The following is a 26,020-nucleotide window of genomic DNA, read 5'->3' on the forward strand; positions in this document are numbered from 1 at the left end:
GATACTATCGGTCTACGACCATGCATTACTCGGGTATTATCCATTACACTTGAAATTGCGACTCGCGGTGAGATATACAATATCGTTTTCCACTGTAGTTATGATGTTCATTTACTTATATCCTTATTTACAAATTAGTGGTGAAATTGATCAAATTATGCTTTATACAAGCTTCGATGACATCGCGACGCGGTCGCCCCGTAATAGTAAAGTACTCGGTCATGAAGGCATTTCGGTCTTTTGGAATCAGGTAATTATTGAGCTGAGAAAACGAAGGTAATTCATTCGATAATGCTTTAATACTCAAATCCAATTCAGCTTTAGTCACTTTATCGTTAGCAGGTACGATAATACCTGACAGATAATCTTTGCCGTCACCAAAGATGACTATCTGCTCTATTAATTCACTTCCGCGATAAACAGACTCGACATGTTCTGGACAAATATTTCTAGCACTCGATAAAATGATAATATTCTTTTTTCGACCACTAATTCTTAAATAACCGTCATCATCCAACGAACCAATATCACCTGTAAAAAACAGCCCATTTTTTACGGGATTATTCACCTTTTCGCCATCTAGGTAACCGCAAAATAAACTGTTAGACCGTATTGCAATTTCTCCGTCGATAATTTCTACTTGGGTATGCTTAAGTGGTTTACCTACCGTTCCTTTTTTTCTGCAAAGGCGAGTATTAAGCGATATAACAGATGTATTTTCGGAGACACCGTACCCTTCATATACACAAATGCCCATTTCGTCCAAAAACTCAGTTGCTTCCTGATTTACAGTACCGCCCCCGGTTAATACATAGGTATCATTTTGCGGGAAGAAATAAGCCTTAGGATCGATGCCTTTTTCCTGTAAGTGCAGTGCCTGCACAGACAAGTCTTCAATCAATCGAGGGGGTAAAAAATAAAAATTAGCATCTGCATGACGGATTAATTCCAAATAGGTATCTGAATCCGTATACGTTAAACCAAAAGCGGGCACATGGTCCGGTTTAAAAATTACTTTACCACCACTAACAAGAGGCAAATATAGAGCCAAAATTTGCTCTATCAATAAGGACATAGGTTGAAAAGAGAAATAGTTTAAAGAATTCTCAGCACAGATCCCATCAGTCAGTTTATCGAGCATGTTTGCCAATGCTTGTTCATTGACAATTGCGCCTTTGGGGTTGGAAGTAGTGCCCGACGTATGCACGATTTTTCTCCAGCTCGGATCCCGATTACCATTGTTTCGCAACGGCTGGCCTGGATTTATCTGCTTCCCATTATTATCCAAAAATACAACACTCTGATTTATTTTTTGCAAACGTGTATAAACATTGTCATTATCAACAATACAGTAGTCAGCATTTTCAAAAAAATGTGCAATTTGCGTATCAGAAAATTCAAGTGGCACTGTCATATTGACAGCTCCAACCTTTAACAAAAACAAATCAAAGATCATATACTGAACAGGATCAGCATGAGTCAAACAGACAATTTTCCCTGTAAGGTCTAAATGAGCATAACTCTGCTCTAATAAGCTTAATCTTTCTTGTAGTTGTTTTACTGTTACCTTTAATTGTGCTTTTTCTATCACAATTTCGTGGTCTTCTCTTTGTTCTAGTTTTGAAAAAAGCACATTTTTAATTGTTAACATATTAATATCCCTTTAATTTTCAAGCACAATTTTTAGAAAATGCATTTATTGGTGCACAAATATTCAAACATTGTCTAACTAAAAAATCTTCTTTATCGTTACAAGCACTAGTAAATGAATCTTCAAGATTTACTAGACATGTAATGGGTTTAAAATCGTAATATCTGCCCCAGTCATCCCTGTTAATATTTGCATAATCTGAGTTAGAAAAAACCAAAGGTGACATGTTCCAGTGGCACTTCAACGAAACGAGATCTCTAATCACTTCAGTAATGGTGACTAGAGCGTAATCATAACCCAGCTTGTAAGCCAAAATAGGCGCACATATGAGCATCATTCGGGATGTGAAATCACCGCTGGTTGAACAAAGTGCAGTTAATTCAACCATTTTATTCTTATTAAAATTCAGTTCGGGTGAGACCACTTTCATGTAATCTTCAATATCATAAGGAAGGTACATTTCAGAGAATTGCTTAGCGTTCTCATTTGGAAATACCACCCCAAAACAAGAAATGATCTCATATCCTTCAGGCCCCCGTTCTTCAAGTACCATGTAAAGCGATTTTTTAGAAATAGTCTGCTTTACCTTAAGTTTGTGCGTGTAAACGTTCTGGCAATAAGCAACCGCCGCCGCATAATCACCAATACTTTCCGGCCCTATTACTCTCATCCTGAGACGGTCGAACCCTAGTTTGCTTCCTGCATTACTAAACAACATAATTATCCCTTAAATACTATTTACTGTGCTGCTTTTTCACCAGAAGTCCACTGTATATAAAACAAAGACAATATTGATATAACAGATGAAAATACAACAATGGAATTGACTTCCATAGAAAAGAATCCGAAATTAATTAACACCACACATATAGGCGTGAGATAGGAAAATGACGATATTTTGATCGGTGCAATCCATTTAGTAGCGTATTGCACCGAGAAAAAAGTGAATACCGTACAAAACAGCACCAAAAATATAAGCTCAACCACGACAATGGTGTTGGGATTAAAAATCAGTTTTTCTGGTGATAGTAAAAGATATAAAAACATCCATACCGTATTGCCAAGTAAGATATAGAAGGTACTCACCAGAGGCGGCTCTCCGGAGGTATATTTTTTAGTGACATTAAAAAAACACGCCATGCATATAGTGCCTAGTAAAAAAATTAAATCCCCCATGTTCACGATTTTTAAAATATCAAAAAATGATAATTTACCTTGTGTTACCACCACCATACTCGCGAGGGTCGACAGTATAAGCGGAACAATATAATGCTTTAATTTCGTATCTTTGAAAGTGAACCAAGCGATCAACAAAGAGACACTTGGCATTAAGGTGTAAATAACACTGGTATTAAAAGCACTCGTTAATTTCAATGCTTCAAACGTGCTAATAAAGAACATGGCATAAAATGAACTGACAAATAGATAAGCTTTCCATCTCTGGGGGATGATGGAGACTGATAACCCTTTAAGCTGAATAAATATGTAAAACAGAGCGGAAGAAATTACAAACCGAATACATAAAGCCAGTTCCGCAGATATATATTGCATCAATGATTTTGATACAGGAAAAGACGCCGCAACACATATGGTTGCCACCAACATCATTAGACTGGCGTTCCTTGTCTTATTTTTCTGATCCATCTTTATCTCTAACATTCTCATTCCTTTTCATACTAATTTTAAATAGAACCTTGAGTTAATACCCTTAATGTACTTCAGAATTAAGTATCTTAACTACATATATCTTAATTGACTTTATCTTAACGGCAACTATCTTAATTGTAAACTACTTAATGATAAATATCTTAATCATGTGTATCTTTATCGTGAGTATCACAATTTAAAGTAACTTAGTGTTAATATAATAAACTTTAAGATACATTCAAATTTTTTAATGTTAAGATGCAGAAAATGGGGGAAAGTATTAACTATGAAAATTGATAAAATTGATCTACAAGTGAAGCAGTGGCACGAAGTTCGTCCTGATATAGAACCTGAGATTATGGGACTCTTTGCTCGTCTACTTAGGGTAAGTAACCATATTTCTAAGGGGATATGGGACCAGCACAAATCCATGGGATTATCAAAAGGTGATTTCGATATTCTCGCGACACTGAGACGCAATGGAGAACCCTATATAATGACGCCAACCGACTTATATAAGTCAACTATGCTAACCTCCGGTGCTATTACCAACCGCCTCGACAAACTTGAAAAAACAGGATGGATTGAGAGGACCCATAGCCAACACGACAGACGCAGCTATTTGGTTAAGCTCAGTGATCAAGGTATGGAAAAAATCGACAATTCCTTGTTAGCCCATGTTGAAAATGAACACGCTTTATCAGCATCATTAACACAAAAACAAAAGAGTCAATTAGATGCGTTACTAAAAATTTGGCTGATTCAGTTTGAGGGTGAGTTAGACTCTGCGGACTAGGGATGTACTCAAAAGCCGATGACTCTGCATGACTAATACCATTCAGTAATAAAACGGTCATTGTTAGGCGATTTCTAACAATGACTGTGAGCGTTGAATTCTCAACGTACTGGTATTCATTTTTTTAAACAAGAAATAAATCTACAATTTCCAATACGGTAATCCTCCCGAAAAAGCCCACAACTCATTATCCTAATGTCGTCCGTGATAAATTTGCTGTGAACAGCACTTACAAAGCTTATCTAATTGAGGTAGACTTCTGGATGGCTAATCTATTACTTAAGGATGGGAATAATGCCGATTAGAATTAAAGACGGGCTACCGGCTGCCGAAATATTAGGTAATGAAAATATTTTTGTGATGCTCGAGTCACGCGCAACCAAGCAAGAAATCAGACCGCTGCAGTTGGTTATTCTTAACCTTATGCCGAAAAAAATTGAGACTGAAAATCAAATTTTACGGTTATTGTCGAATACGCCATTACAAGTCAATGTGGAATTCTTACGCATTGACTATCGCGCCTCTAAAAATACTCCCCAAGAACATATTGATAAGTTTTATCATGACTTTGAGCGCATTCGTCATAATAATTATGATGGTTTAATTATTACCGGTGCGCCATTAGGTTTAGTCGGTCATGATGACGTGGTGTATTGGCCACAAATCGAAGAGATCATTAACTGGTCGAAAACCCACGTGGTATCGACGTTATTCTTATGCTGGGCTGCACAAGCGGCATTAAAAATTCTGCACGGCGTTGATAAAAAAGTCCACGAGACAAAATTTTCCGGTGTCTACCCACAGCAAACGTTCCATCGTCATAACCCATTAGTACGTGGTTTTGATGATGAATTCCCCGTACCTATGTCGCGCTATGCCAATTTCTCTGCAGCGATGTTTGCAGGTACAGATCTCGACATCCTAGCTGCGAATGATGAGACCGGGGTGTATTTAGCGGCATCAAAAGACTGCCGCCAGGTATTTGTCACTGGTCATCCAGAATACAGTGCCGACACCTTACATCAAGAATATATGCGTGATATTACCGACGGTGTGGAGGCGGCTGTCCCCGCTAATTACTATAAAGGTAATAATGCTGAAAATGCCCCTCTTGTTACTTGGCGCAGTCATGGTAATCTGCTTTATAGCAACTGGTTAAACTATTATGTTTATCAACAAACGCCATATGACTTAAACGATCTATAACTGTCACGAGTGTAGCTATTCGAATAGATAGTCGAGCAAATAGATTAGTATCAAATAATAAGACTCAGGATTGAGTCTGCAGTACATTAACGAGGGATCTTGTGGCTACTATAAAAATCAAACAACAGCTGGAACAGCAATTAAAACAACGTATCATGCTTATCGATGGCGGCATGGGTACGATGATCCAAGACTATAAATTAGCAGAAGCAGATTACCGTGGTGAACGTTTTGCTAACTGGCATTGCGACGTCAAAGGTAATAATGATTTATTGGTCTTAAGTAAGCCACAGCTCATTGCTGACATTCATAAAGAGTACCTCGACGCGGGCGCCGATATTCTTGAAACCAATACCTTCAATGCCACGACTATCGCAATGGCAGATTATGATATGGCATCCTTATCGGCAGAGATTAACCGTGAAGCCGCGCGTATCGCCCGTCAAGTTGCCGATGAAAAAACCGCAGAAAACCCGGATCGTCCGCGTTTTGTGGCCGGTGTTCTGGGTCCAACCAACCGTACTTGTTCTATTTCGCCTGACGTAAACGATCCCGCTTTCCGTAATACCTCTTTTGATCTAATGGTTGAAGCCTATATCGAATCAACCAAAGCGTTAATCGAAGGCGGTGCCGATATTATTCTCATCGAGACTATCTTTGATACCTTGAATGCTAAAGCGGCGGTCTTTGCGGTTAAAACTGTTTTTGAAGAACTTGGCTTTGAATTACCTATTATGATCTCGGGTACCATTACCGATGCCTCGGGTCGGACTCTGACGGGTCAAACCACAGAAGCATTTTATAATTCATTACGCCATGCCGAACCGATCACTTTTGGTCTTAACTGTGCATTAGGCCCAGATGAATTACGTCAATATGTTGATGAGTTGTCACGTATCTCAGAAAGTTATGTTACCGCGCACCCCAATGCGGGTTTACCTAATGCCTTTGGTGAATATGATTTAAGCCCGGAAGACATGGCTGTACATATTAAGGAATGGGCTGAAGCCGGTTTCTTAAATATGGTCGGTGGTTGTTGTGGTACCACGCCAGAACATATTAAGGCGATGGCTGATGCTGTGGAAGGTGTTAAGCCGCGTCAATTACCTGAAATCGAAATCGCCTGTCGTTTAAGTGGACTTGAGCCATTAACGATAAAGAAAGACAGCTTGTTTATTAACGTTGGAGAACGTACCAACGTTACCGGTTCGGCACGTTTCAAGCGTCTGATTAAAGAAGAAAACTACGACGAAGCCCTGCATGTTGCCCTACAGCAAGTCGAAGCTGGCGCGCAGATCATCGATATTAATATGGATGACGGTATGCTGGATTCGTTGCATTGTATGCATCGATTTTTAAACTTAGTGGCGTCAGAACCCGATATTTCGAAAGTGCCAATCATGATCGACTCATCGAAATGGGAAATTCTTGAAGCGGGTCTGAAATGCGTACAGGGTAAAGCGATTGTTAACTCAATCTCGCTTAAAGAGGGTGAAGATAACTTCCGCCATCAAGCTAAATTAATCCGTCGTTATGGCGCTGCTATGATAGTGATGGCCTTCGATGAAGATGGCCAAGCAGATACCCAAGAACGTAAATTTCAAATTTGTAAGCGTTCTTACGACATCCTGGTGAATGACGTTAATTTCCCGCCGGAAGATATTATTTTCGATCCAAATATCTTTGCCGTTGCCACCGGTATTGATGAGCATAATAACTATGCCGTTGATTTCATTGAAGCAGTGAAAGACATTAAACGTGAATTACCGCATGCGATGATCTCGGGCGGTGTCTCTAATGTATCCTTCTCGTTCCGTGGTAACAACCCGTTGCGTGAAGCGATCCATGCCGTGTTCTTGTACTACGCTATCCGTGAAGGCATGGATATGGGTATTGTTAATGCGGGGCAGTTGGCGATCTATGATGATCTGCCGAAAGAGCTGCTGGATGGTGTCGAAGATGTGATCCTTAATCGCAATGATAATGCCACGGAAGCGCTGCTCGTTCTTGCCGAGAAGTACCGCGATTCAGGTGTTGAAGTCGAAGCGGAAACCCAAGAGTGGCGCAGCTTTGAGGTGAATAAACGTTTAGAGTACGCCTTAATTAAAGGTATTACTGAATTTATCGAAGACGATACCGAAGAAGCTCGTCAACAAGCAACCCTGCCATTAGAAGTGATCGAAGGTCCGTTAATGGATGGCATGAATGCGGTTGGTGATTTATTTGGTGCCGGTAAAATGTTCTTACCCCAGGTGGTTAAATCTGCGCGGGTAATGAAACGGGCGGTATCTTACTTAAATCCTTACATTGAAGCATCAAAACAAAAAAAATCGTCAAACGGTCGAATATTACTAGCCACCGTAAAAGGCGACGTTCACGATATCGGCAAAAATATTGTCGGTGTGGTGTTGCAGTGTAATAACTATGAGATCATCGATATGGGCGTGATGGTCTCGTGTGATGATATCTTGAAAAAAGCAGTGGAAGAAAACTGCGATATTATCGGCTTATCCGGTTTGATCACCCCGTCACTCGATGAAATGGTGCATGTGGCAAAAGAGTGTCAGCGTAAAGGCTTTAAACTGCCGATCCTGATTGGTGGTGCAACCACATCCAAAGCGCATACTGCGGTGAAAATTGAGCAACACTATGACGAACCGGTTATCTATGTTTCCAATGCATCACGCGCAGTCGGGGTGGTAGCGGCATTATTGTCAGAAACCAAGAAACCGGTACTGGTCGCGAGAATGGCCAAAGAATACGAGGTGGCGCGTGAGCAACATGCCCGTAAACGACCACGCAGCGCGCCGGTAACACTTGAAGTAGCCCGTGCCAATAAAGCGCCAATTGATTGGGTTAACTATACGCCGCCAGTCCCGAAAACATTGGGTGTGAAAAAATACATTAGTTACTCGATTGCGGAATTGCGCAAATACATCGATTGGACCCCGTTCTTCATGACCTGGACTTTGGCGGGTAAATATCCGCGTATTCTTACCGATGACGTGGTTGGTGTCGAAGCGACCAGTTTATTTAATGATGCTAACGACATGCTGGATCGTTTAGAAGTAGGCGGCGCTGGGCTTGAAGGTGTGCCTGACGATTATAAAATATCTGTCAATGGCGTGATTGGTTTATTCCCTGCCAATACCGTTAATGACGATACTATCGAAGTATATACCGATGAAACGCGGTCACAGGTATTAACCAAACTGGAGCACCTACGTCAGCAAACCAAGAAAAAACCAGGGCAGTACAATAATAGCCTTGCTGATTTTGTGGCGCCGAAAGATTCAGGTAAGTTTGATTATATCGGCGCATTTGCCGTTACTGGTGGTATTGGTGAAGATGACGTAGCGAATTACTTCAAAGGTATTGAAGATGATTACAACGCCATTCTGATCCAGTCTGTGTGTGACCGTTTAGCGGAAGCGATGGCCGAGCGTCTACATGAACTGGTACGTAAAGAAGAGTGGGGGTTCACGCAGACCGAAGAATGGAACAACGATGATCTGATCCGTGAAAAGTACCAAGGAATTCGTCCGGCGCCTGGTTATGCAGCCTGTCCTGAGCATACCGAGAAAGGTACTATTTGGGAATTATTAGACCCAGACAGTATCGGTATGAAGCTCACCTCTTCGTATGCAATGTGGCCGGGTGCGGCGGTATCTGGGTTGATATTTTCCCATCCAGAATCACGTTATTTTGCGGTTGCCTCGATTCAAGAAGACCAAGTGAAAGATTATGCAGAGCGTAAAAACATGACGCTTGAAGAAGCCGAACGTTGGTTAGGGCCTAACTTAGGCTATGCACCTGATTAATCTGTAGCGTTTGAACCGTATTGATTAAACACGCGCTGTTAATAATAGCAGGCTTAGTTTAATGAATACTCGGTGATAACTGGTTTACTGACAGAATAAAAAATGCCCGTCATAGTGATAACTATACGGGCATTTTTATATCTGATTATCAGTGCGACACGTTAGTAATGATTAACTTGCCGGTAATGACTGCACTTTAGTGCGTACAAACAACGGTTTTTTACGTTGGGTTAATACATTGCCGAATATCACCAATACCAGTCCTAGCGTTGAGTACAGCGTCCAATGATAATCTTCAAATACTGCCGATACACTCAAGGCTACAATCGGGGTGATAACTAAAATATACGCGGCGTTACTGGCCCCTAAACGATCGACTAAGATAAGATAAAAGGTAAAGCCAAGTACCGATGCCGGAATGGCGAGATACAATAAACTGCCGATGTATTGCGTTGTCATCGTAAACTCAAACGAGATGCCGCGGACTAATATAATCATCAACAGCGCGACACAACCATACACCATGGCATAGCTGGTGGCAGTAAAGGGCTGCACATTATTCTTGGTATTACGTATGCTCAGCATATTGCCAATCGAGAAACACCAAGTGCCAAGTAGGGCAAATAACAGACCGTACAAAGTATCTTGCGACCAATCTGTTTGCAGTAAATCACTCGCAAACAACAAGCTAATACCGGCAAGTCCAAGTATGGCACCGAACCAAAAATTAGCGTTGGTTTGGGTTTTGTAAAATAGCTTACTGTGAACAGCGTTGAATACCGGTGCGCTTGCCATAAACACAGCGACTAAACCACTGGGTATATACAAAGTCGCACTGTAAAAGGCGAGGAAATTACAACAGAATAAACACACGCCTTGCAGGGCCAAAAAAGCATGGTCTTTACGTTTTACGGGTTGCAGTTTACCGCATAATTTACCGACCACAAACATGACCGCTGCCGCAATTGCAAAGCGGTAAAAGATGGAGACTTCCATCGGCACATCACCGTGTTGCCACTTGATTGATATCCACGAAAAACCCCAAATAAATATCATTGAAACATAAAGTAATGCTGACATAACGGTTCCTTCTTTATTACGACCACAATTAATTAGTCTGCATTATGCAGGTATTTTGATGTTGTAAATATCACGATACCGGCAAAACTAACACAATATTGCGGTTTAATGATTAGCATGATAACAGTAGCAGTTGAGCAATCTGCCATTAATGGTAGTATTTTGTTATGCCGTTAATAAAACCAGTAATGGACCCGCTGGATATTGCCTTACCTCAACTTGAGCTCAGTGCAACTAGCTTTGAACAATCGCCCAGTAAGATCTGTTTACGACAAATGTCGTTAACGGATGCACTGTCGTGGGCGCATTATCAAAACGAACATGATCGCTTATATTATGTGAATAATAAGCAGCACACGTTGAGTTTGTACATGTCTGGCGGTTATGAAACCCACCGTACTGATGTGAATTCTGGGTTTGGCGCGCCAGGTAAATTTTGCCTGATGCCAAAAGATTCTGAAAGTCATTGGCAACTGGGGCAAACACAGCAATTCATGCACTTATATTTTAGTGATGATTACCTCAAACAGCTGGCGCTGAAAGTGTTTGATATTGATCCGCGGATGTTACAGCTGCCGGAATTAACCTTTACCAATGATGCTGCTACCGAAGCTCTGTTTCGTCATTGTATGGCGACCAGTGATTGGCAGAACGGAAATGCTCATCTCGCCATGGAGCAAGTGACCAATACTATCTTAGTGTCGATGTTGCAGAATATGGGCATCACTAAATTAACCACCGCGGTGAAAGGTGGCTTATCACCAAAGGTTGCAGCGTTAGTGTGTGATTACATGCAGGCTAACTTCCAGCGTCAGGTTTATCTGGCCGAACTGGCTGACTTAGCGCAACTGAGTGAATATCATTTTTGCCGGATGTTTAAACAAAGCATGGCACAAACACCGCAAGCGTATTTGTTGGCAATCCGGATTGAGCGGACGAAACAAGCGATACAAGCCGGTCATTTGCCCTTAGCTGAGATTGCCTTACAATGTGGTTTTTCAAATCAGAGTCACATGGGGCGTTATTTTAAAAAATGTGTCGGTGTGTCCCCCAGTGCTTATCGTCGTCATTGTCTTTGTTGATTCATGGGTTCTAAATAGTGTCGAAGAACCCGCTGCCATGACCCATAATCTATCGACTATGGTATTTATTGCTAAAATAGACTGTCATGATGACTAAGTTATATAGATGACACGGTTTAAATACGGGCGTACAATCAGCTGCTTAGCTAATTATGTTGTTTTTTGGAGAGTGGCATGGAAAACGTCCGTCTTACACAATACAGTCACGGTGCTGGTTGTGGCTGTAAAATATCCCCGCAAGTTTTAGACAAGATCTTACATTCAAAGATTGCCCCTTTTCATGATCCAAATTTATTGGTGGGGAATGAGAGTAAGGATGATGCGGCGGTATTTGATCTGCAAAATGGTACCGCAATCGTCAGCACTACCGATTTTTTTATGCCTATCGTGGATGATCCTTATGATTTTGGCCGGATAGCGGCAACCAATGCGATCAGTGATATTTATGCCATGGGCGGTAAACCCATCATGGCGATTGCCATCCTCGGTTGGCCGGTTAACGTATTGCCCCCGGAAGTCGCTCAAAAGGTCATTGAAGGCGGACGGGCAGTATGTCGTGATGCTGGTATTTCTCTGGCTGGTGGCCACTCGATAGACACGCCAGAGCCGATCTTTGGGTTGGCCGTAACCGGGATCGTGCCAACTGAACGGGTAAAACGGAATAATCAAGCCGAAAGCGGCTGCCAGCTTTTTTTGACCAAACCGCTGGGTATCGGGGTACTGACAACCGCAGAGAAACAATCCAAATTACGTGATGAGCATAAGGGTATTGCTTGTGAGTTGATGTGTCAGCTTAATAAATCCGGTGAAGACTTTGCCAATGTAACCGGGGTAAAAGCGATGACGGATGTGACCGGATTTGGTTTACTGGGACACCTGACTGAGATCTGCGAAGGCAGTCAATTAAAAGCAGAAATCTGGTTCGATAAAGTACCGTATTTACCCGCGGTCTTTGATTATATCGACCAAGGTTGTGTGCCCGGTGGCACCGCGCGAAATTATGCCAGTTATGCCGATAAAATTGGAACGATCACATCGCAGCAGCAATCATTACTCTGTGATCCGCAAACTTCGGGGGGGTTATTATTGGCGGTCAGCCCCGATGCTGTGGATGAGGTTCGAGCTATAGCGCGGTTACATAATATTGACCTGCAAGCGATCGGTGCATTAAAACCGCAAGATGGTCCCGTACTGATCGAGATCTGCTAATGGCTCGTGACAATAGCAGTCATTATCGCGAGCTATTTCTCAGCGATACCCCGATGATGGATATGCGTGCGCCAGTGGAGTTTGCCCAAGGTGCATTTCCGACCTCACACAGCTATCCGCTGATGCTTGACGATGAAAGAGCCGCCGTCGGAACTTGTTATAAAGAACAAGGACAAGATGCGGCGATTGAGTTAGGTCATCGCCTGGTTGGTGGTGAGCGCAAGGCCGAGCGCGTTGCACAGTGGCGTGCCTTTTGTGACGCCAATCCCAATGGTTACCTGTATTGTTTCCGGGGGGGATTACGTTCGCGGATCAGTCAGCAATGGCTGCAGGAAGCGGGGATTGATTATCCGTTTATCGAAGGCGGCTATAAAGCGTTGCGGCGTTTCTTGCTGGCGACGATAGAGAGTGTGGCGGCATCGCCATTTACCTTATTGGCGGGGTTCACTGGTTGTGGTAAAACGCAGTTGATTAATTCGCTTCCAAATGGCCTTGATCTGGAAGGTGCTGCCAATCATCGTGGTTCGTCGTTCGGTCGCTATGTGACGGCGCAGCGCACTCAAATTAACTTTGATAATACCTTAGCTATTGATATTTTGAAAAAACAAGCACAAGGTTGCCTGTCATTTATTCTTGAAGACGAAGGGCGAAATGTGGGTTCGGTGAACGTACCAATATCAATCTATAAGGCGATGCAAGTCGCGCCGATTGCCGTTATTGATGATCCTCTTGATGTGCGGTTAGCACGCTTGTTGGACGATTATGTGATCCGGATGCAGCATGATTTTGTTGCTGCTTATGGCGAGGAGAAGGGCTGGCATCAGTTTGCTGCGTATCTTGAAAAAGGTCTATTTAGTATTCGTAAACGCTTAGGTCATGAACGTTACAGTCATATTGTTGCGCTTCAGCAACGCGCCATTAAATTACAGCAGCAGAGCAATGTAGCCGATGATCACCTGCAATGGTTAACGCTGATCCTGGAACAGTATTACGATCCCATGTACCGTTATCAGTTGAATAAGAAAGCCGAACGTATTGTATTTCGTGGCGATTATGATGCGGTACAATCGTGGCTGATGGCTCCGCATAGCGGATAAATTATGCCTTCATTTCACCGTTACAGGGAGATGAAGGCTAGCGGTCAGGTGCGTTGATATAGTTCAAAACAAACCTGTCCTGCTTGCTTTTCTTTTAAGATAGTCCAGTTAGCCGGTAATTTAACTTGATTAAGTTCTTTCTCGCGCTCGATATAAATGACTGCGTCCGCACTTAACCAATTGTTTGCTTCGAGCTTGGCGCAGCAATCTTCGAGTAAGTCTTGACGAAACGGTGGGTCGATAAATATTAAGTCATAGCGGTGTTCGGGTACTGTAGTGAGTAGGTGTAAGGTATCGCCACGTACTAATGTCGCGTTGTCGGCGTCCAGTAAATCGATATTTTGCTGTAGCTGGCTGGCTGCACTGGGATCTTTTTCAAACAATAACCCCGAGTTAGCATAACGGGACAGAGCTTCAAAAATTAACCCGCCACTGCCAGCAAACAGGTCCAGACAACGGCTATTCCGGACATAAGGGGATAACCAGTTGAAAACGGTTTCTTTAATGCGGTCGGTGGTGGGACGCAGGCCGATGACATCTTTAACGGGCAGCTTGCGACCACGCCATTGCCCGCTGATAATGCGGATGTGCCCAGCAGGACGTTGATTTTGTTGTTTTGTGCGAGATTTTGCCATAGTAATTCTTTGTCTGGACAGAATAATGGTAATATACTCAAGCAACTTAGAAATGCAAGTTCTAGTGCTCGGGTTGATACCGGATCACACTGTCACTTGTAGGTGAAGTTTAATTATATCGATATTGAGTCATTGTAGCAGGTCAATGCTGCTGAAAGTAAGGTTTTCCGAAAATGGCAAAGAAAGGCATGAAAAATTGGTTTGGCTTCGGTAAAAAAGAAGCACAAGAAACGCATGAACATGAAACTTCAGTAAATAATGAATATATTCAACATGATAACGAAATTGACAGTACCAAAACTGGCAGTGAACGAGTTGATAATGCGGAGATACCAGAAACAGTAGTGGTTAACGTTGAGATTGTTGAAACGGTGAGCTCTGATAATACAGAGGAAAGTGTTATTGACGCGGCTAACGCTGAAACCACAGAGACTGACAATATGGGTGCTGACGCCCCCAAGTGGTACCAGTTTGGTAAAAAGAAATTAAAACAGGATGCTGATCAAGCCGAGGCTGAAACGCAACCAGTTGCTGACGAAAGCGACGCGCCAGTAATCGATAGTATTACCAAGCCTGCGACCACCGAGACTGCTGATGAGGTTCAAACAAGGGTAACGGTTATCGAGACCGCGCCAATTGTCGAAACTGAAGCCAAAAATGAACCAGTATCTGTAGTTCCAGCTGTTGTTGAAGAATCAAAAGATAAATTATTTACCCGTTTAAAGCGTGGTTTATCACGTACCAAGGGTAATATCGGTAGTGGCTTTAAAAACTTTTTCCGTGGCAAACATATCGATGATGACTTATTTGAAGAACTTGAAGAGCAGTTATTGATTGCCGATTTGGGTGTCGCAACAACCACACGTATTATTGATAATCTAACGCAACAAGCATCACGTAAACAATTAAAAGATGCTGAAGCGCTGTACGATATCTTGAAAAAAGACATGGCGGATATGCTGCATAAAGTTGAGCAACCGTTAGAAATCGACAGTAACAACAAACCACACGTGATCTTAATGGTTGGTGTGAACGGTGTTGGTAAAACCACGACTATCGGTAAGATGGCGAAAAAATTCCAAGCTGAAGGTAAATCGGTAATGCTAGCGGCAGGTGATACATTCCGTGCTGCCGCTGTTGAGCAGTTACAAGTATGGGGGGATCGTAACGGTATCCCTGTGGTTGCCCAACACACTGGCGCAGATAGTGCCTCGGTATTATTTGATGCGATGCAATCTGCAACTGCAAAAAATGTTGACGTGCTGATCGCCGATACTGCAGGTCGCTTACAAAATAAAGCGCACTTGATGGATGAATTGAAGAAAATAGTCCGCGTCATGCGCAAACACGATGCAACTGCGCCGCATGAGATCATGTTAACGATTGATGCGGGTACCGGTCAAAATGCATTAAGCCAAGCAGAACTATTTAAGGATGCGATTGGTCTTACTGGTATTACCATTACCAAGTTAGATGGTACGGCCAAAGGTGGTGTTATCTTTGCAGTGGCAGATAAATTTGAGATCCCAATCCGTTTTATCGGCATTGGTGAAGGTATTGATGATTTACGTACTTTCAACTCGGAAGAGTTTATTGAAGCGCTGTTTAGTAGCGAAGATAAAAAATAACCCGAGCAGTCTATTTACCAACATACTCATCGTTAATTCGGTGAGTATTGTATTTCACTATTCTAGATTTTTATACGAGCACACTCCAAGGACGCGGTCATCATGATTCGGTTTGATAATGTATCTAAAGTTTATCCTGGCAGCCTCTGCGCATTACAGAAAGTTAATTTTCATCTTGAGAAAGGCGAAATGGCTTTTTTAACGGGACCCTCTGGCGCCGGTAAAAGTACCTTATTAAAGCTAATTAGTATGTTAGAACGACCAAGTGCAGGCGATGTTATCATTAATGGTCGCAATGTCAGTAAGATCAATAAAACTGACATTCCCTTTTTACGTCGTGACATTGGTATCGTTTTTCAAGAACACCGTTTATTAGTCGACCGTACCATTTGTGATAATGTTGCATTGCCTTTAATTATCAAAGGTTATACCGCGAAACAAGTTAAAAATAGGGTACTGGCGGCATTAGATAAAGTGGGTTTATACAATAAAGCCAAGTGCTATCCACCGATGCTTTCGGGTGGTGAGCAACAACGGGTGGGTATTGCTAGGGCTATTATTTCGCGTCCCAAATTGTTGCTTGCGGATGAACCCACCGGTAATTTAGACCCGCAGTTATCAATGGAAATCATCAAGTTATTTGAGGAATTCAATCGCACTGGTACTTCAGTATTGATTGCTACTCATGATTTGGGCTTGATTGCTAAAATGCGTTATCGCACCTTACGTATTAAGGCCGGTGAGATGTGTAATGACGAGTTACAAGGGATTTAAGATGAACAAGCAACTCAACAAACCTGATGCAACCGTTATTAAACGTATTCAAATTCGTTGCCAGCAGCATATTCATCAAGCCATATCGAGTTTAGCAGACGTGTGGCGTACGCCGATTGCATCATTGATGACCATGTTGGTACTTGGGGTTAGTTTAGCCTTACCAAGCACCTTGTACGTGGTATTAAAAAATAGCCAAACCGTAAGCCAAGAATGGAGCAGTCCGACAGACATTAATTTATTCTTAAAAAAAGAGTTACCTGAGTCTCGTTATAAAAATTTACTGCATCGCTTAAAGACCTACAAAGAGGTTGATAGCGTTGAGTACATTTCCAAAGCACAGGGCATGCAAGAATTTAAGCGTACTTCTGGGTTAGTATCGGCATTAACCCTGTTAGACCATAACCCATTACCAGCCGTCGTGGTGGTCACTCCTAAGCCTTATTATCGCAGTTCCATTGCCGCACAAGAGTTACTGGCTAAGCTAGAGCGTGAGCCTGAGGTGCAACAAGGGAAGCTGGATATTATGTGGTTAGCACGGTTAGAAGGCATTATTTCTATTTTTAGTGATGCCGTGTTAGTTGTTTCCGTTCTATTATTAAGTTCAGTATTATTAATTACGGGCAATACCATCCGCTTAAATATTTTATCTAACCGTGCTGAAATTGAAGTATTAAAATTAATTGGCGCGACCAATGCATTTGTGCAACGACCATTTTTATATACCGGATTTTGGTATGGTGCTATTGGTGGTATTTTAGCTTGGTTAGTGACTATGTTTATGGTGTATTGGATGGAAGATACCGTGCTCAACCTGGCTCAGTTATATGATACCGAGTTTAGTATTGAGGGGTTAGTATTTAACGAGGTCATGTTGTTGTTTATTACCGCGATTGGTATGGGACTGAGCTCTGCCGCTATTTCTGTTAATTACTATATTGCTAAAATTGAACCTAGCTAATAGATCGCTAAACTTGAAGCAAGTTAGTCGATGACTAAAATTGCATCGAGTGAATAGAAAATTGTACTGGTTCTATAGAAAACTGGATCTGGTTAATATAAATTACAGCGCTGATTTGCGCTATTGCAATAAGTGACGTTAATGTATTTAAGGCTATTATTTACATTTGTAATTATGTTTTCAGGACTTTTTCTCCCGCCGTTTTTTGCTGTGCTTTCAACCGAGCAGCAAGGTATGTTGGTTGAATTACCGAATATATTATTTATGCTGGTGATCGTACTAAGTCACTTCTTTAAGCAAGGTCGTAGTGGTTTTGCTGCGTTGCTGATGCTGGTGGCTTACAATGTGATCCAGCAACGTTTACAAACCCCGTTGGCGGTTGGCAGTACGTTATTTGAATATTATTTTCTGGTGTTATTATTGCCCGCTAATCTAGTGTTGTTATTATTCTTACCTGAACGCGCACTGTTTTCCTTTAAAGCACTTTCATATCACGCTATCTTCATCGTGCAAATTGCCGTTTTTTATTGGTTTATTCAGCCAGAACAATTACCTTTGGTGAGCAACTTGTTGACGGCAATAGAACCTTGGATCTTAGTATCCGGTGATGTGTCGGTATTACCCAACATATTACTAGGTTTATTGATCTGCGCGGTGCTGATTGCGGCGATACTCATGCTATTTAGAGAGGTGTCTTCCGATCAAGCATTTCTGAGTGCGCTACTGGCGAGTACATTGACGGTGGTTGAGTTTGAGCAGCAGTGGATATCGGCCAGCATGTTTACCATCAGTGCGATTGTGCTGCTGTTCAGTATATTGAAACGCAGTCATGAACAGGCTTTTATTGATGAGCTTACTCGTATTCCGGGTCGACGTGCGTTAAATATTGAACTGGCTCAGCTGAGTGGCAAGTATAGTATTGCGATGTTGGATATTGATCGTTTTAAAAAATTCAATGATACCTATGGCCATGATATTGGTGACTCGGTATTAAAAATGGTGGCGTCGCAATTGGCAACAGTGAAAGGACGAGGTAGAGTTTTTCGCTATGGTGGCGAAGAGTTTACCATCTTATTTAAAGGTAAATCGGCACTTGATTGTATCGGTTACTTAAACGACATTAGATTATTGGTTGCTGATTATCCTTTTCAAATTCGCCAACCCGTCGAGCGTAGAGAGCCGCAGGAAGCAGGCGCTAAAAATACGGACAGTTGCCAAGTGGAATTTATTGAAAAAACCGTAAAAGTAACGATAAGTATCGGTGTTGCCCAGAGGCGAAGTTCAACAACAAGCCCTGACGAAGTGATTATAGCGGCAGATAAGCTACTGTATAAAGCCAAAGAATCAGGGCGAAATCAAGTGTGTGCTTAATGTCCCCCGACTATGTCAATTAAGAGCGATGTTAACTCAGTATTATGTTAGTGAAAAATGTAACTGCCATCTTCACGTAACGAAAATAGCACGGGTTCATTATCTACATTCGTAATTCTCAGTTGGATTAACTCACCTGTTGTCGCAATATAAAATGACATGATTTGTCCCGGTCTGACCCGGGTAATGTATTGCTCAGGTGCCCGTAATGCAATTAACTCATGTAGTATTGCAGAAGGAATATCGTATTGACGGAAAATACGATAAACAGAATCGCCCTTGCGGATCACGTGAGCACGCCATTCGCCGTCGATATTTTCAGGGTCGAGTAGTTTAATTTTAATGGGTGGCGGGGTATTGTTGGTTTGATTCTGTGCTAGGCCTGCTTTGTTTGCTACATTTTGAGTCGGTGCGATCGTCAGCGTAATTGATTTTCGTGCGCTGGATCCGGCTTGACTGTGGGCGGTATCATCTGCTGCTGGCAGCATAAGTAATACCACGATAGTCAGCAATAACGCGGGCAGTAATTTACGGTGAATACTGGGTAGTGATGCATACACATTACATAACACCTTGACGCGTATTGTTAATGATGGAAATAATAATTTAGTTTTTTCGATAAGAGAATATAATGCACTGCTCCCCATGATTAATTTCCTGTCATTTTTGTTTTTTATCGGATTTTGAGCTGACTAAAGTCGCCTTAGATAATCACAATATTGGCGAGTTATAGTTGAAATAACTATCTATAACTCACTTAATTAACATTATTTATTGTGATTATCAAAGATAATTTTATTGCGCGTTTTATAATAATATAAATGCTGATAAATAGCATATGTTGTTTCGCTTTTGATTGTGAAATTTTTATTTATTCTAAATAACAGGAATCTTGATGACTGACGTTATTGATATGAGCTTAGAAGGTGTCGAAGAACAACCGCTAAGAGAATTTACCGAGCAGGCATATTTGAACTATTCCATGTATGTGATCATGGATCGTGCTTTGCCTCATATTGGTGACGGATTAAAGCCAGTTCAACGCCGCATTACCTATGCTATGTCTGAGCTTGGCTTGCATGCGGGGGCTAAATATAAGAAGTCTGCACGTACTGTTGGTGACGTATTAGGTAAATATCATCCCCATGGTGATAGTGCTTGTTATGAAGCCATGGTGCTCATGGCCCAACCTTTCTCTTATCGTTATCCATTAGTTGACGGTCAGGGTAACTGGGGGGCGCCGGATGATCCGAAATCATTTGCGGCAATGCGTTATACCGAAGCTAAATTATCCAAGTTTGCAGAAGTATTACTAGGTGAAATTGGTTTGGGTACGGTTGACTGGTCACCTAACTTCGATGGCACCATGAAGGAGCCTCAATTATTACCGGCACGGTTACCACACATCCTGTTAAATGGTGTGACTGGTATTGCGGTTGGTATGGCGACGGATATTCCACCGCATAATGTACGCGAAGTGACGAATGCGTGCTTACATTTGATTGATAATCCGAAAGCAGAACTGTCAGAACTAATGGCCTATGTAAAAGGTCCAGATTATCCGACCGAAGCGGAAATCATTACCCCAGAAAAAGACATCGCCAAGATCTACGAAACCGGTAAAGGCAGCATTAAAATGCGCGCGGTATTCAGCATGGAAAGTGGTGATATTGTGATCAGCGCGCTGCCACATCAGGTTTCTGGGGGTAAAATTTTAGAGCAAATTGCGGCACAAATGCAGGCCAAGAAGTTGCCGATGGTGGCGGACTTACGGGATGAATCAGATCACGAAAATCCAACCCGACTCGTCATTATCCCTCGTTCTAACCGTATTGATATCGAACAGTTAATGGCGCATTTATTTGCCAGTACGGATCTTGAGAAAAACTTCCGCGTTAACTTGAATATGATCGGTTTGAATGAGAAACCACAAGTTAAAGGTTTAAAGAAAATATTATCTGAATGGTTGGTATTCCGCCACAGTACGGTGCGTCGCCGTCTGCAATTCCGCTTGGATAAAGTACTGTCACGTTTGCATATGCTTGATGGTTTATTGATCGCATTCTTAAATATTGATGAAGTGATTGAGATTATTCGTAATTATGATGATCCCAAAGCGGAATTAATCAGTCGCTTTGATTTGTCGGTTAAACAAGCAGAAGCGGTATTAGAACTAAAATTACGTCATTTAGCGAAACTAGAAGAAATGCGTATTCGTGGCGAGCAAGGTGAGTTAAATACCGAGCGTCACAAACTTGAGCAACTGTTAAGTTCAGATCGCCGCCTAGCAACCTTGGTTAAAAAAGAATTAATTGCGGATGCCGAGAAATTTGGTGATGAACGTCGTTCACCGATTATCGAGCGTAAAGAAGCGAAAGCCTTAACCGAAAAAGAATTAATGCCAAATGAAGCCGTGACCGTGGTGTTATCGCAACAAGGCTGGGCACGTTGTGCTAAAGGCCATGATGTTGATGCCAAAGGGCTCAGTTATAAAGCCAGCGATGGTTATAAAGATGCCGCAGAAGGACGCAGTAATTGTCCTGCGGTATTTATTGATTCGAGTGGTCGTTCGTTTGCACTTGATGCGCGCACATTGCCTTCTGCGCGTAGTCAGGGTGAGCCATTAACGACCCGATTTAGCTTAGCGGTGGGGCACACCTTTGTTCATGTGCTGATGGCGGATGATAGTCAGCAATACTTACTCAGTTCTGATGCGGGTTATGGTTTCATTGGCAAGTTCAGTGACATGATCAGTCGTAACAAAAATGGTAAAGCATTATTAGTCTTACCCGTGGGTGGTTTAGTGATTGAGCCACAAGCCGTGATAAATATAGCCACAGACCATTGTTTAATTATCTCTAACGAAGGCCGGATGTTAATTTTTCCGCTATCGTCATTACCGTTATTATCGAAAGGTAAAGGTAATAAATTAATGAATATCCCCTCTGCACGTGTTAAAAGCCGTGAAGAATTTGTGCAAATACTGATAATTGTGCCTGCAGGACAGTCGGTAACACTTTATGCGGGTAAACGTAAATTAACATTAAAACCTGCTGATTTAGAACATTATAAAGGTGAGCGTGGACGTCGTGGCTTCAAATTACCCCGCGGATTACAGCGTGTTGATACGGTAGAAGTCGTGGATGAATAATTCAGCTAACGCTTGTACACTGAGTATCGGCTAGGTATACTGCAGCCATGTTAAAGAGGGTTACAAATGTTATTAATTAGTCGTTTAATCTTGATCTTACTATTTATGATCTATTTACTGATCATGAGTATATTACGCTTTAGTTTACAGCCTCGTCATCCAAAACACGTGGCATGTGTGGCGCGAAACTTCTCTCGTTTGGCGCGTATTTTTGGGGTGAAGCTAATCGTCCGTAAACCAGCGGGGTTGAATGATGCTGGCCCGTATGTATTTGTTGGTAATCATCAAAACAACTATGATTTGGTCACTATGACGGCTGCGGTTCAACCAGGGACAGTATCAGTCGGCAAAAAAAGTTTAGTTTGGGTACCTATTTTTGGTTTTGTGTATTGGTTATCGGGTAATATTTTGATTGACCGTAGTAACAAAAGTAAAGCGTTCGGTACTATTTCTGCAGTAGCGGATCGTATTCGTAAAGGTCACTTGAGTATTTGGATGTTTGCCGAAGGTACGCGTAGTCGTGGTCGAGGTTTATTACCGTTTAAGACGGGTGCATTCCATATTGCAATTCAAGCGGAAGTACCGATTGTGCCAGTTTGTTGTTCAAATACCCATAACAAGATTAAATTAAACCGCTGGGATAATGGCGAAGTGATTATTGAGATCATGGCACCGATTCCAACGGTGGGCTTAGAACGTAGTTCGGTAAGAAAGTTATCAACTGACGTACACGCGATTATGAAAAAGCGTATTGACGAGCTATCTGCAGAAGCAAGAGATGCTTAATTAAAGGTAAATATTAGCCTTAATAATAAAAACGCCCATCACCATTGCAATGGTGATGGGCGTTTTTATTTATGCTATTTATTAACGCCATGCGTTATTTGCGTCACTATTTATTCGCGAACTTATTTGTTAGCGTAATAGACTGCGAATTTAGATGATTTTATTTGTAATAAACAATGCCCAAAACTTGCTTCGATAATCTCTGGGTATTTAAGGAAGCTATTTGCCACTAAAACTAAATGACCGCGGGGATTAATGTGATCATTGGCTTCTTTTAAGAATGTCTCAGTACTTGCGTAGTGGGTTTTTACTCCAGCATGGAAGGGTGGGTTAGAAATAATATAATCAAATTTACCACTAATATCAGAATACACATCAGAAATGTAAGCTTGACCCGCTAATTCATTCGCCGCTAAGGTTAATTGACTCGATTTAACCGCAAGCGCGCTGACATCGGTCATTTCCACCTTACTTGCAGGGAAACGTTTAGCGATATAACTACCGATAATACCGGCACCACAACCCAGATCAAGCACACGACCGGATGGTTTCTTGTGTAAGTTATTAAGTAGGATTTTACTGCCCGTATCCAGCTTACCGTGGCTAAATACGCCCGGTAATGTACATACGGTTAACTCAATACTATTTACTGTGATAGGGAATGTTGTAATCCAATCATCTTGCACAAATTTAGCCACTGGCTTAGTTAGTTCCGTTACAAACAACGAACTGCGGCGCGCTGCATCGAGTTTGTTACAGATATCGCCATACGGGGCAAAGAATTTATTGGCACTGCGAATGCCGGCATTGTTTTCACCCACCATGAATATCAACGCGCCATCTTCAAGATGTTCAGTAATGTTGGCTAATAGATATGCTACTTCTGCTTTTGATTTTGACATATAGATCAACGCAACTTGGTGCTTTTTAACGGCTTGATATTCAGTCGAGCAATGATTATCAATATTACTGACGTTATCATAATGTAGTTTAGCGGAATAATCGTAGCTGAATAACGTTACTTTTTTTGCTATTTTAGCTAATTCTGTCGGGTATGTATCTTCGATGTAACCCGCAATCAACAGGTCTTTGTCTTCAAAATGTGCAGTATTACGTTCGAGTAATTGACTTGCTAGGGTATAGCTATTGCTGATCATGGGTCTGGGCTCTTTACTTAATTTGGTCGGAGAGTATATACCCAAACTACTTCAATATCTTCCCCTTTCGGTTTGTAAATTGCACATTCCATCAGTCGTTTGACTATGGCTTTGCCTCGTGGGATTGGCAGTTTGATTTTGCTCATAGATGATCTCGCTTGACATTTTGTGGTGAATGGAGAATTATTAAACGATAGATAATAAAAAGTAACCGATAAATAATAAACGCTTAAATGTTTTTTCATCTAAATGAGAACGTCACATGCTTACTTTAAAACGAAAACAAGATGAACAAGGCCAATTAAAGCCAGCGTAGCATGTGATTCGAGAACAAATAAATCCCTATAGAAACCTCGACCGCAATTTATGTATTCGAGGTTTTTTTATAATCGAAATGGAGCTTCTATGAGTGTTAACTCACCGGTCACCGATAAAGCAGCAATGAAAGCATTACTTAAAGGCTCAATTGTTGCGTTGGTTACCCCGTTTAAAAATAATAAAATTGATGAACCAGCATTACGTAATCTCGTTGACTGGCATGTAGAACAGGGTACGCATGGTATTGTGGCTGTGGGTACCACGGGTGAATGTCCAACATTATCATTAGAAGAGCATTGCCAAATTCTTGATATTGTTGTCAGCCAAGCTGCAGGCCGGTTACCGGTTATTGCAGGCGCGGGTTCAAATAATCCAACCGATGCGATCATGTTATCTAATCATGCACAAGCTGCCGGTGCTATCGCGACGTTACATGTGGCTGGTTATTATAACCGTCCTTGTCAGGAAGGTCTATTCCAACATTTTAAGGCGATTAACGATAATAATGACCTGCCTATTATAGTTTACAATATCCCTGGTCGTGCGATTGTCGATATCCAGCCTGAAACGTTAGCGCGTATGGCAGAATTGAAAAATGTTGTCGGTATTAAAGATGCAACAGGTGATCTGTCGCGTCCTTGGTTAGAGCGTCAATTAATTAAAGGTGATTTTTCTTTCCTTTCCGGAGATGATTGCACCTCGGTTGCTTATAATGTATCTGGTGGTAACGGTTTGATCTCGGTGTCTGCTAACGTAGCGCCAAAACTGTATGCACAAGTGCAAGAATTAACGTTTGCGGGTAAATATAATGAAGCGAGAGAATTACAAGACCGCTTGATCCCGCTGCATCAATTAATGTTTAAAGAAACTAGCCCCGCAGGTGTGAAGTACGCTGTGTCGTTGTTAGGCTTGTGTGAACCTGAGTGTCGTTTACCTGTTATTGAATTGACCCAAGGTACAAAAGACGCAATTCGCGCTGCTATGGTTGAATTAGAGTTGATGTAAGGGTTTTATAAGTAATGAAAACGGCGAGCTTAGCTCGCCGTTGTTGATCTTAACCGATTTGTTTATCGATTAGCGATAGCCACCTTTTACTGCGCGTATTACGTAGCTGGTGTTCGAACTTTCTGGGGTTGTTAACGGCAGCTCTGTACCATCAGAAAAATCAATGACACGTGATACGAGATGGCTATAGTTTGCATCAATACTGCTGGCTTTGAATGGGGTACTGGAGTAATAAATACTTGATACAGTATTCGGGAACAGCGTTAAGTTAATTGTTGGTGCAGCGCAACTGCGATCAACCAAAGAACCTAACTCTTTAATATTGGGTAGTCGCCAGCCTGAAATCTTATTCACCTGATAAGATGCCGCCGCGGATAACGCATTTCCCCAGTCGAGATAGTTTTCAGCACCAGAACTCGAACAAGAATTTGTACTTAAAATATAAGTTTGGCCAAGGGTACATTTAGCCCAAATCAGACTGGTTCGTAAATCGGTTACTGTGCCATTGAGATTATCAATAAATTCGAACGTTGAATACTCTTGATCTAATAGAGGGTCACAGTTTAAGTTAACGGGATCAGATGCTGCAAAAACATTTGTAGAAAGCAGCGTTGAACTAATAAGTAATAGTATTGATTTTTGCAT

General features: G+C 41.8%; 21 protein-coding genes. 13 read left to right on the forward strand and 8 right to left on the reverse strand.

Annotation, left to right across the window (positions count from 1 at the left end; all coding sequences use genetic code 11):
- Positions 1-127: 127 nt before the first annotated feature.
- The 3 genes from MORIYA_RS15815 to MORIYA_RS15825 are packed head-to-tail and all read right to left on the reverse strand — an operon-like array spanning position 128 to position 3,310.
- On the reverse strand, positions 128-1,651 hold the full coding sequence (locus tag MORIYA_RS15815; protein ID WP_112716688.1) for an AMP-binding protein: 1,524 nt from the start codon (positions 1,649-1,651) through the stop codon (positions 128-130).
- Between the two features lie 19 nt (positions 1,652-1,670).
- On the reverse strand, positions 1,671-2,369 hold the full coding sequence (locus MORIYA_RS15820; protein WP_112716690.1) for a thermostable hemolysin: 699 nt from the start codon (positions 2,367-2,369) through the stop codon (positions 1,671-1,673).
- A 20-nt stretch (positions 2,370-2,389) separates the two neighbouring features.
- Complete coding sequence (locus MORIYA_RS15825) at positions 2,390-3,310, reverse strand: DMT family transporter (protein WP_162629283.1); 921 nt, start codon at positions 3,308-3,310, stop codon at positions 2,390-2,392.
- A 274-nt stretch (positions 3,311-3,584) separates the two neighbouring features.
- On the opposite strand from MORIYA_RS15825, the gene MORIYA_RS15830 reads away from it, so the two are divergent.
- The 3 genes from MORIYA_RS15830 (at position 3,585) to metH (ending at position 9,121) form a co-directional block, all read left to right on the forward strand.
- Positions 3,585-4,094, forward strand: coding sequence for a MarR family winged helix-turn-helix transcriptional regulator (locus MORIYA_RS15830; RefSeq protein WP_197713395.1), 510 nt, complete (start codon positions 3,585-3,587; stop codon positions 4,092-4,094).
- A gap of 294 nt (positions 4,095-4,388) precedes the next feature.
- Entirely contained in the window at positions 4,389-5,300 is a 912-nt protein-coding gene (metA, locus tag MORIYA_RS15835) for a homoserine O-acetyltransferase MetA (protein WP_112716694.1), read from the forward strand.
- Between the two features lie 101 nt (positions 5,301-5,401).
- The gene (metH, locus tag MORIYA_RS15840) at positions 5,402-9,121 is read left to right on the forward strand and encodes a methionine synthase (protein WP_112716696.1); all 3,720 of its coding nucleotides are present in this window, start codon (positions 5,402-5,404) and stop codon (positions 9,119-9,121) included.
- 171 nt (positions 9,122-9,292) lie between these two features.
- On the opposite strand, the gene MORIYA_RS15845 is transcribed toward metH, so the two are convergent.
- On the reverse strand, positions 9,293-10,201 hold the full coding sequence (locus MORIYA_RS15845; RefSeq protein ID WP_112716698.1) for a DMT family transporter: 909 nt from the start codon (positions 10,199-10,201) through the stop codon (positions 9,293-9,295).
- 167 nt (positions 10,202-10,368) lie between these two features.
- Between MORIYA_RS15845 and MORIYA_RS15850 the strand changes: the two genes are divergently transcribed.
- The 3 genes from MORIYA_RS15850 (at position 10,369) to mnmH (ending at position 13,589) form a co-directional block, all read left to right on the forward strand.
- On the forward strand, positions 10,369-11,283 hold the full coding sequence (locus MORIYA_RS15850; protein WP_112716700.1) for a helix-turn-helix domain-containing protein: 915 nt from the start codon (positions 10,369-10,371) through the stop codon (positions 11,281-11,283).
- A 174-nt stretch (positions 11,284-11,457) separates the two neighbouring features.
- Entirely contained in the window at positions 11,458-12,492 is a 1,035-nt protein-coding gene (gene selD, locus MORIYA_RS15855) for a selenide, water dikinase SelD (RefSeq protein WP_112716702.1), read from the forward strand.
- The gene (gene mnmH, locus MORIYA_RS15860) at positions 12,492-13,589 is read left to right on the forward strand and encodes a tRNA 2-selenouridine(34) synthase MnmH (protein WP_112716704.1); all 1,098 of its coding nucleotides are present in this window, start codon (positions 12,492-12,494) and stop codon (positions 13,587-13,589) included. The genes selD and mnmH overlap by 1 nt, the downstream gene beginning before the upstream one ends.
- Before the next feature lie 44 nt (positions 13,590-13,633).
- Here mnmH and rsmD read toward each other — a convergent pair whose 3' ends face one another.
- Entirely contained in the window at positions 13,634-14,224 is a 591-nt protein-coding gene (gene rsmD / locus MORIYA_RS15865) for a 16S rRNA (guanine(966)-N(2))-methyltransferase RsmD (RefSeq protein ID WP_112716706.1), read from the reverse strand.
- A gap of 173 nt (positions 14,225-14,397) precedes the next feature.
- On the opposite strand from rsmD, the gene ftsY reads away from it, so the two are divergent.
- From ftsY to MORIYA_RS15885, 4 genes are all read left to right on the forward strand, one after another.
- On the forward strand, positions 14,398-15,852 hold the full coding sequence (gene ftsY, locus MORIYA_RS15870) for a signal recognition particle-docking protein FtsY (protein ID WP_197713396.1): 1,455 nt from the start codon (positions 14,398-14,400) through the stop codon (positions 15,850-15,852).
- A gap of 102 nt (positions 15,853-15,954) precedes the next feature.
- Positions 15,955-16,626 (forward strand): cell division ATP-binding protein FtsE, encoded by a 672-nt coding sequence (gene ftsE, locus MORIYA_RS15875; RefSeq protein WP_112716708.1) that lies wholly within the window; start codon positions 15,955-15,957, stop codon positions 16,624-16,626.
- 1 nt (position 16,627) lies between these two features.
- Positions 16,628-17,587 carry a permease-like cell division protein FtsX gene (gene ftsX / locus MORIYA_RS15880; protein ID WP_112716710.1) on the forward strand — a complete coding sequence of 320 codons (960 nt, stop codon included), beginning with the start codon at positions 16,628-16,630 and terminating at the stop codon, positions 17,585-17,587.
- A gap of 234 nt (positions 17,588-17,821) precedes the next feature.
- Positions 17,822-18,958 (forward strand): GGDEF domain-containing protein, encoded by a 1,137-nt coding sequence (locus MORIYA_RS15885; protein ID WP_232011647.1) that lies wholly within the window; start codon positions 17,822-17,824, stop codon positions 18,956-18,958.
- Between the two features lie 47 nt (positions 18,959-19,005).
- Here MORIYA_RS15885 and MORIYA_RS15890 read toward each other — a convergent pair whose 3' ends face one another.
- Positions 19,006-19,605 (reverse strand): LysM-like peptidoglycan-binding domain-containing protein, encoded by a 600-nt coding sequence (locus tag MORIYA_RS15890; protein WP_112716714.1) that lies wholly within the window; start codon positions 19,603-19,605, stop codon positions 19,006-19,008.
- 248 nt (positions 19,606-19,853) lie between these two features.
- On the opposite strand from MORIYA_RS15890, the gene parC reads away from it, so the two are divergent.
- Both parC and MORIYA_RS15900 read left to right on the forward strand, forming a co-directional pair.
- On the forward strand, positions 19,854-22,109 hold the full coding sequence (parC, locus tag MORIYA_RS15895) for a DNA topoisomerase IV subunit A (RefSeq protein WP_112716716.1): 2,256 nt from the start codon (positions 19,854-19,856) through the stop codon (positions 22,107-22,109).
- A 66-nt stretch (positions 22,110-22,175) separates the two neighbouring features.
- A complete protein-coding gene (locus MORIYA_RS15900; protein ID WP_112716718.1) occupies positions 22,176-22,895 on the forward strand; it encodes a 1-acylglycerol-3-phosphate O-acyltransferase in 720 nt (239 codons plus the stop codon).
- Positions 22,896-23,017: 122 nt separating this feature from the next.
- On the opposite strand, the gene rsmC is transcribed toward MORIYA_RS15900, so the two are convergent.
- On the reverse strand, positions 23,018-24,052 hold the full coding sequence (rsmC, locus tag MORIYA_RS15905; RefSeq protein ID WP_112716720.1) for a 16S rRNA (guanine(1207)-N(2))-methyltransferase RsmC: 1,035 nt from the start codon (positions 24,050-24,052) through the stop codon (positions 23,018-23,020).
- 405 nt (positions 24,053-24,457) lie between these two features.
- Here rsmC and dapA point away from each other — a divergent pair, with 405 nt between their 5' ends.
- Entirely contained in the window at positions 24,458-25,375 is a 918-nt protein-coding gene (gene dapA, locus MORIYA_RS15910; protein ID WP_112716722.1) for a 4-hydroxy-tetrahydrodipicolinate synthase, read from the forward strand.
- 69 nt (positions 25,376-25,444) lie between these two features.
- On the opposite strand, the gene MORIYA_RS15915 is transcribed toward dapA, so the two are convergent.
- Positions 25,445-26,020: an Lcl C-terminal domain-containing protein gene (locus tag MORIYA_RS15915; protein ID WP_112716724.1), complete on the reverse strand. Its 576-nt coding sequence runs from the start codon at positions 26,018-26,020 to the stop codon at positions 25,445-25,447.

The organism is Moritella yayanosii, from assembly GCF_900465055.1.
In the GTDB taxonomy this organism is placed as follows: Bacteria; Pseudomonadota; Gammaproteobacteria; order Enterobacterales; family Moritellaceae; genus Moritella; species Moritella yayanosii.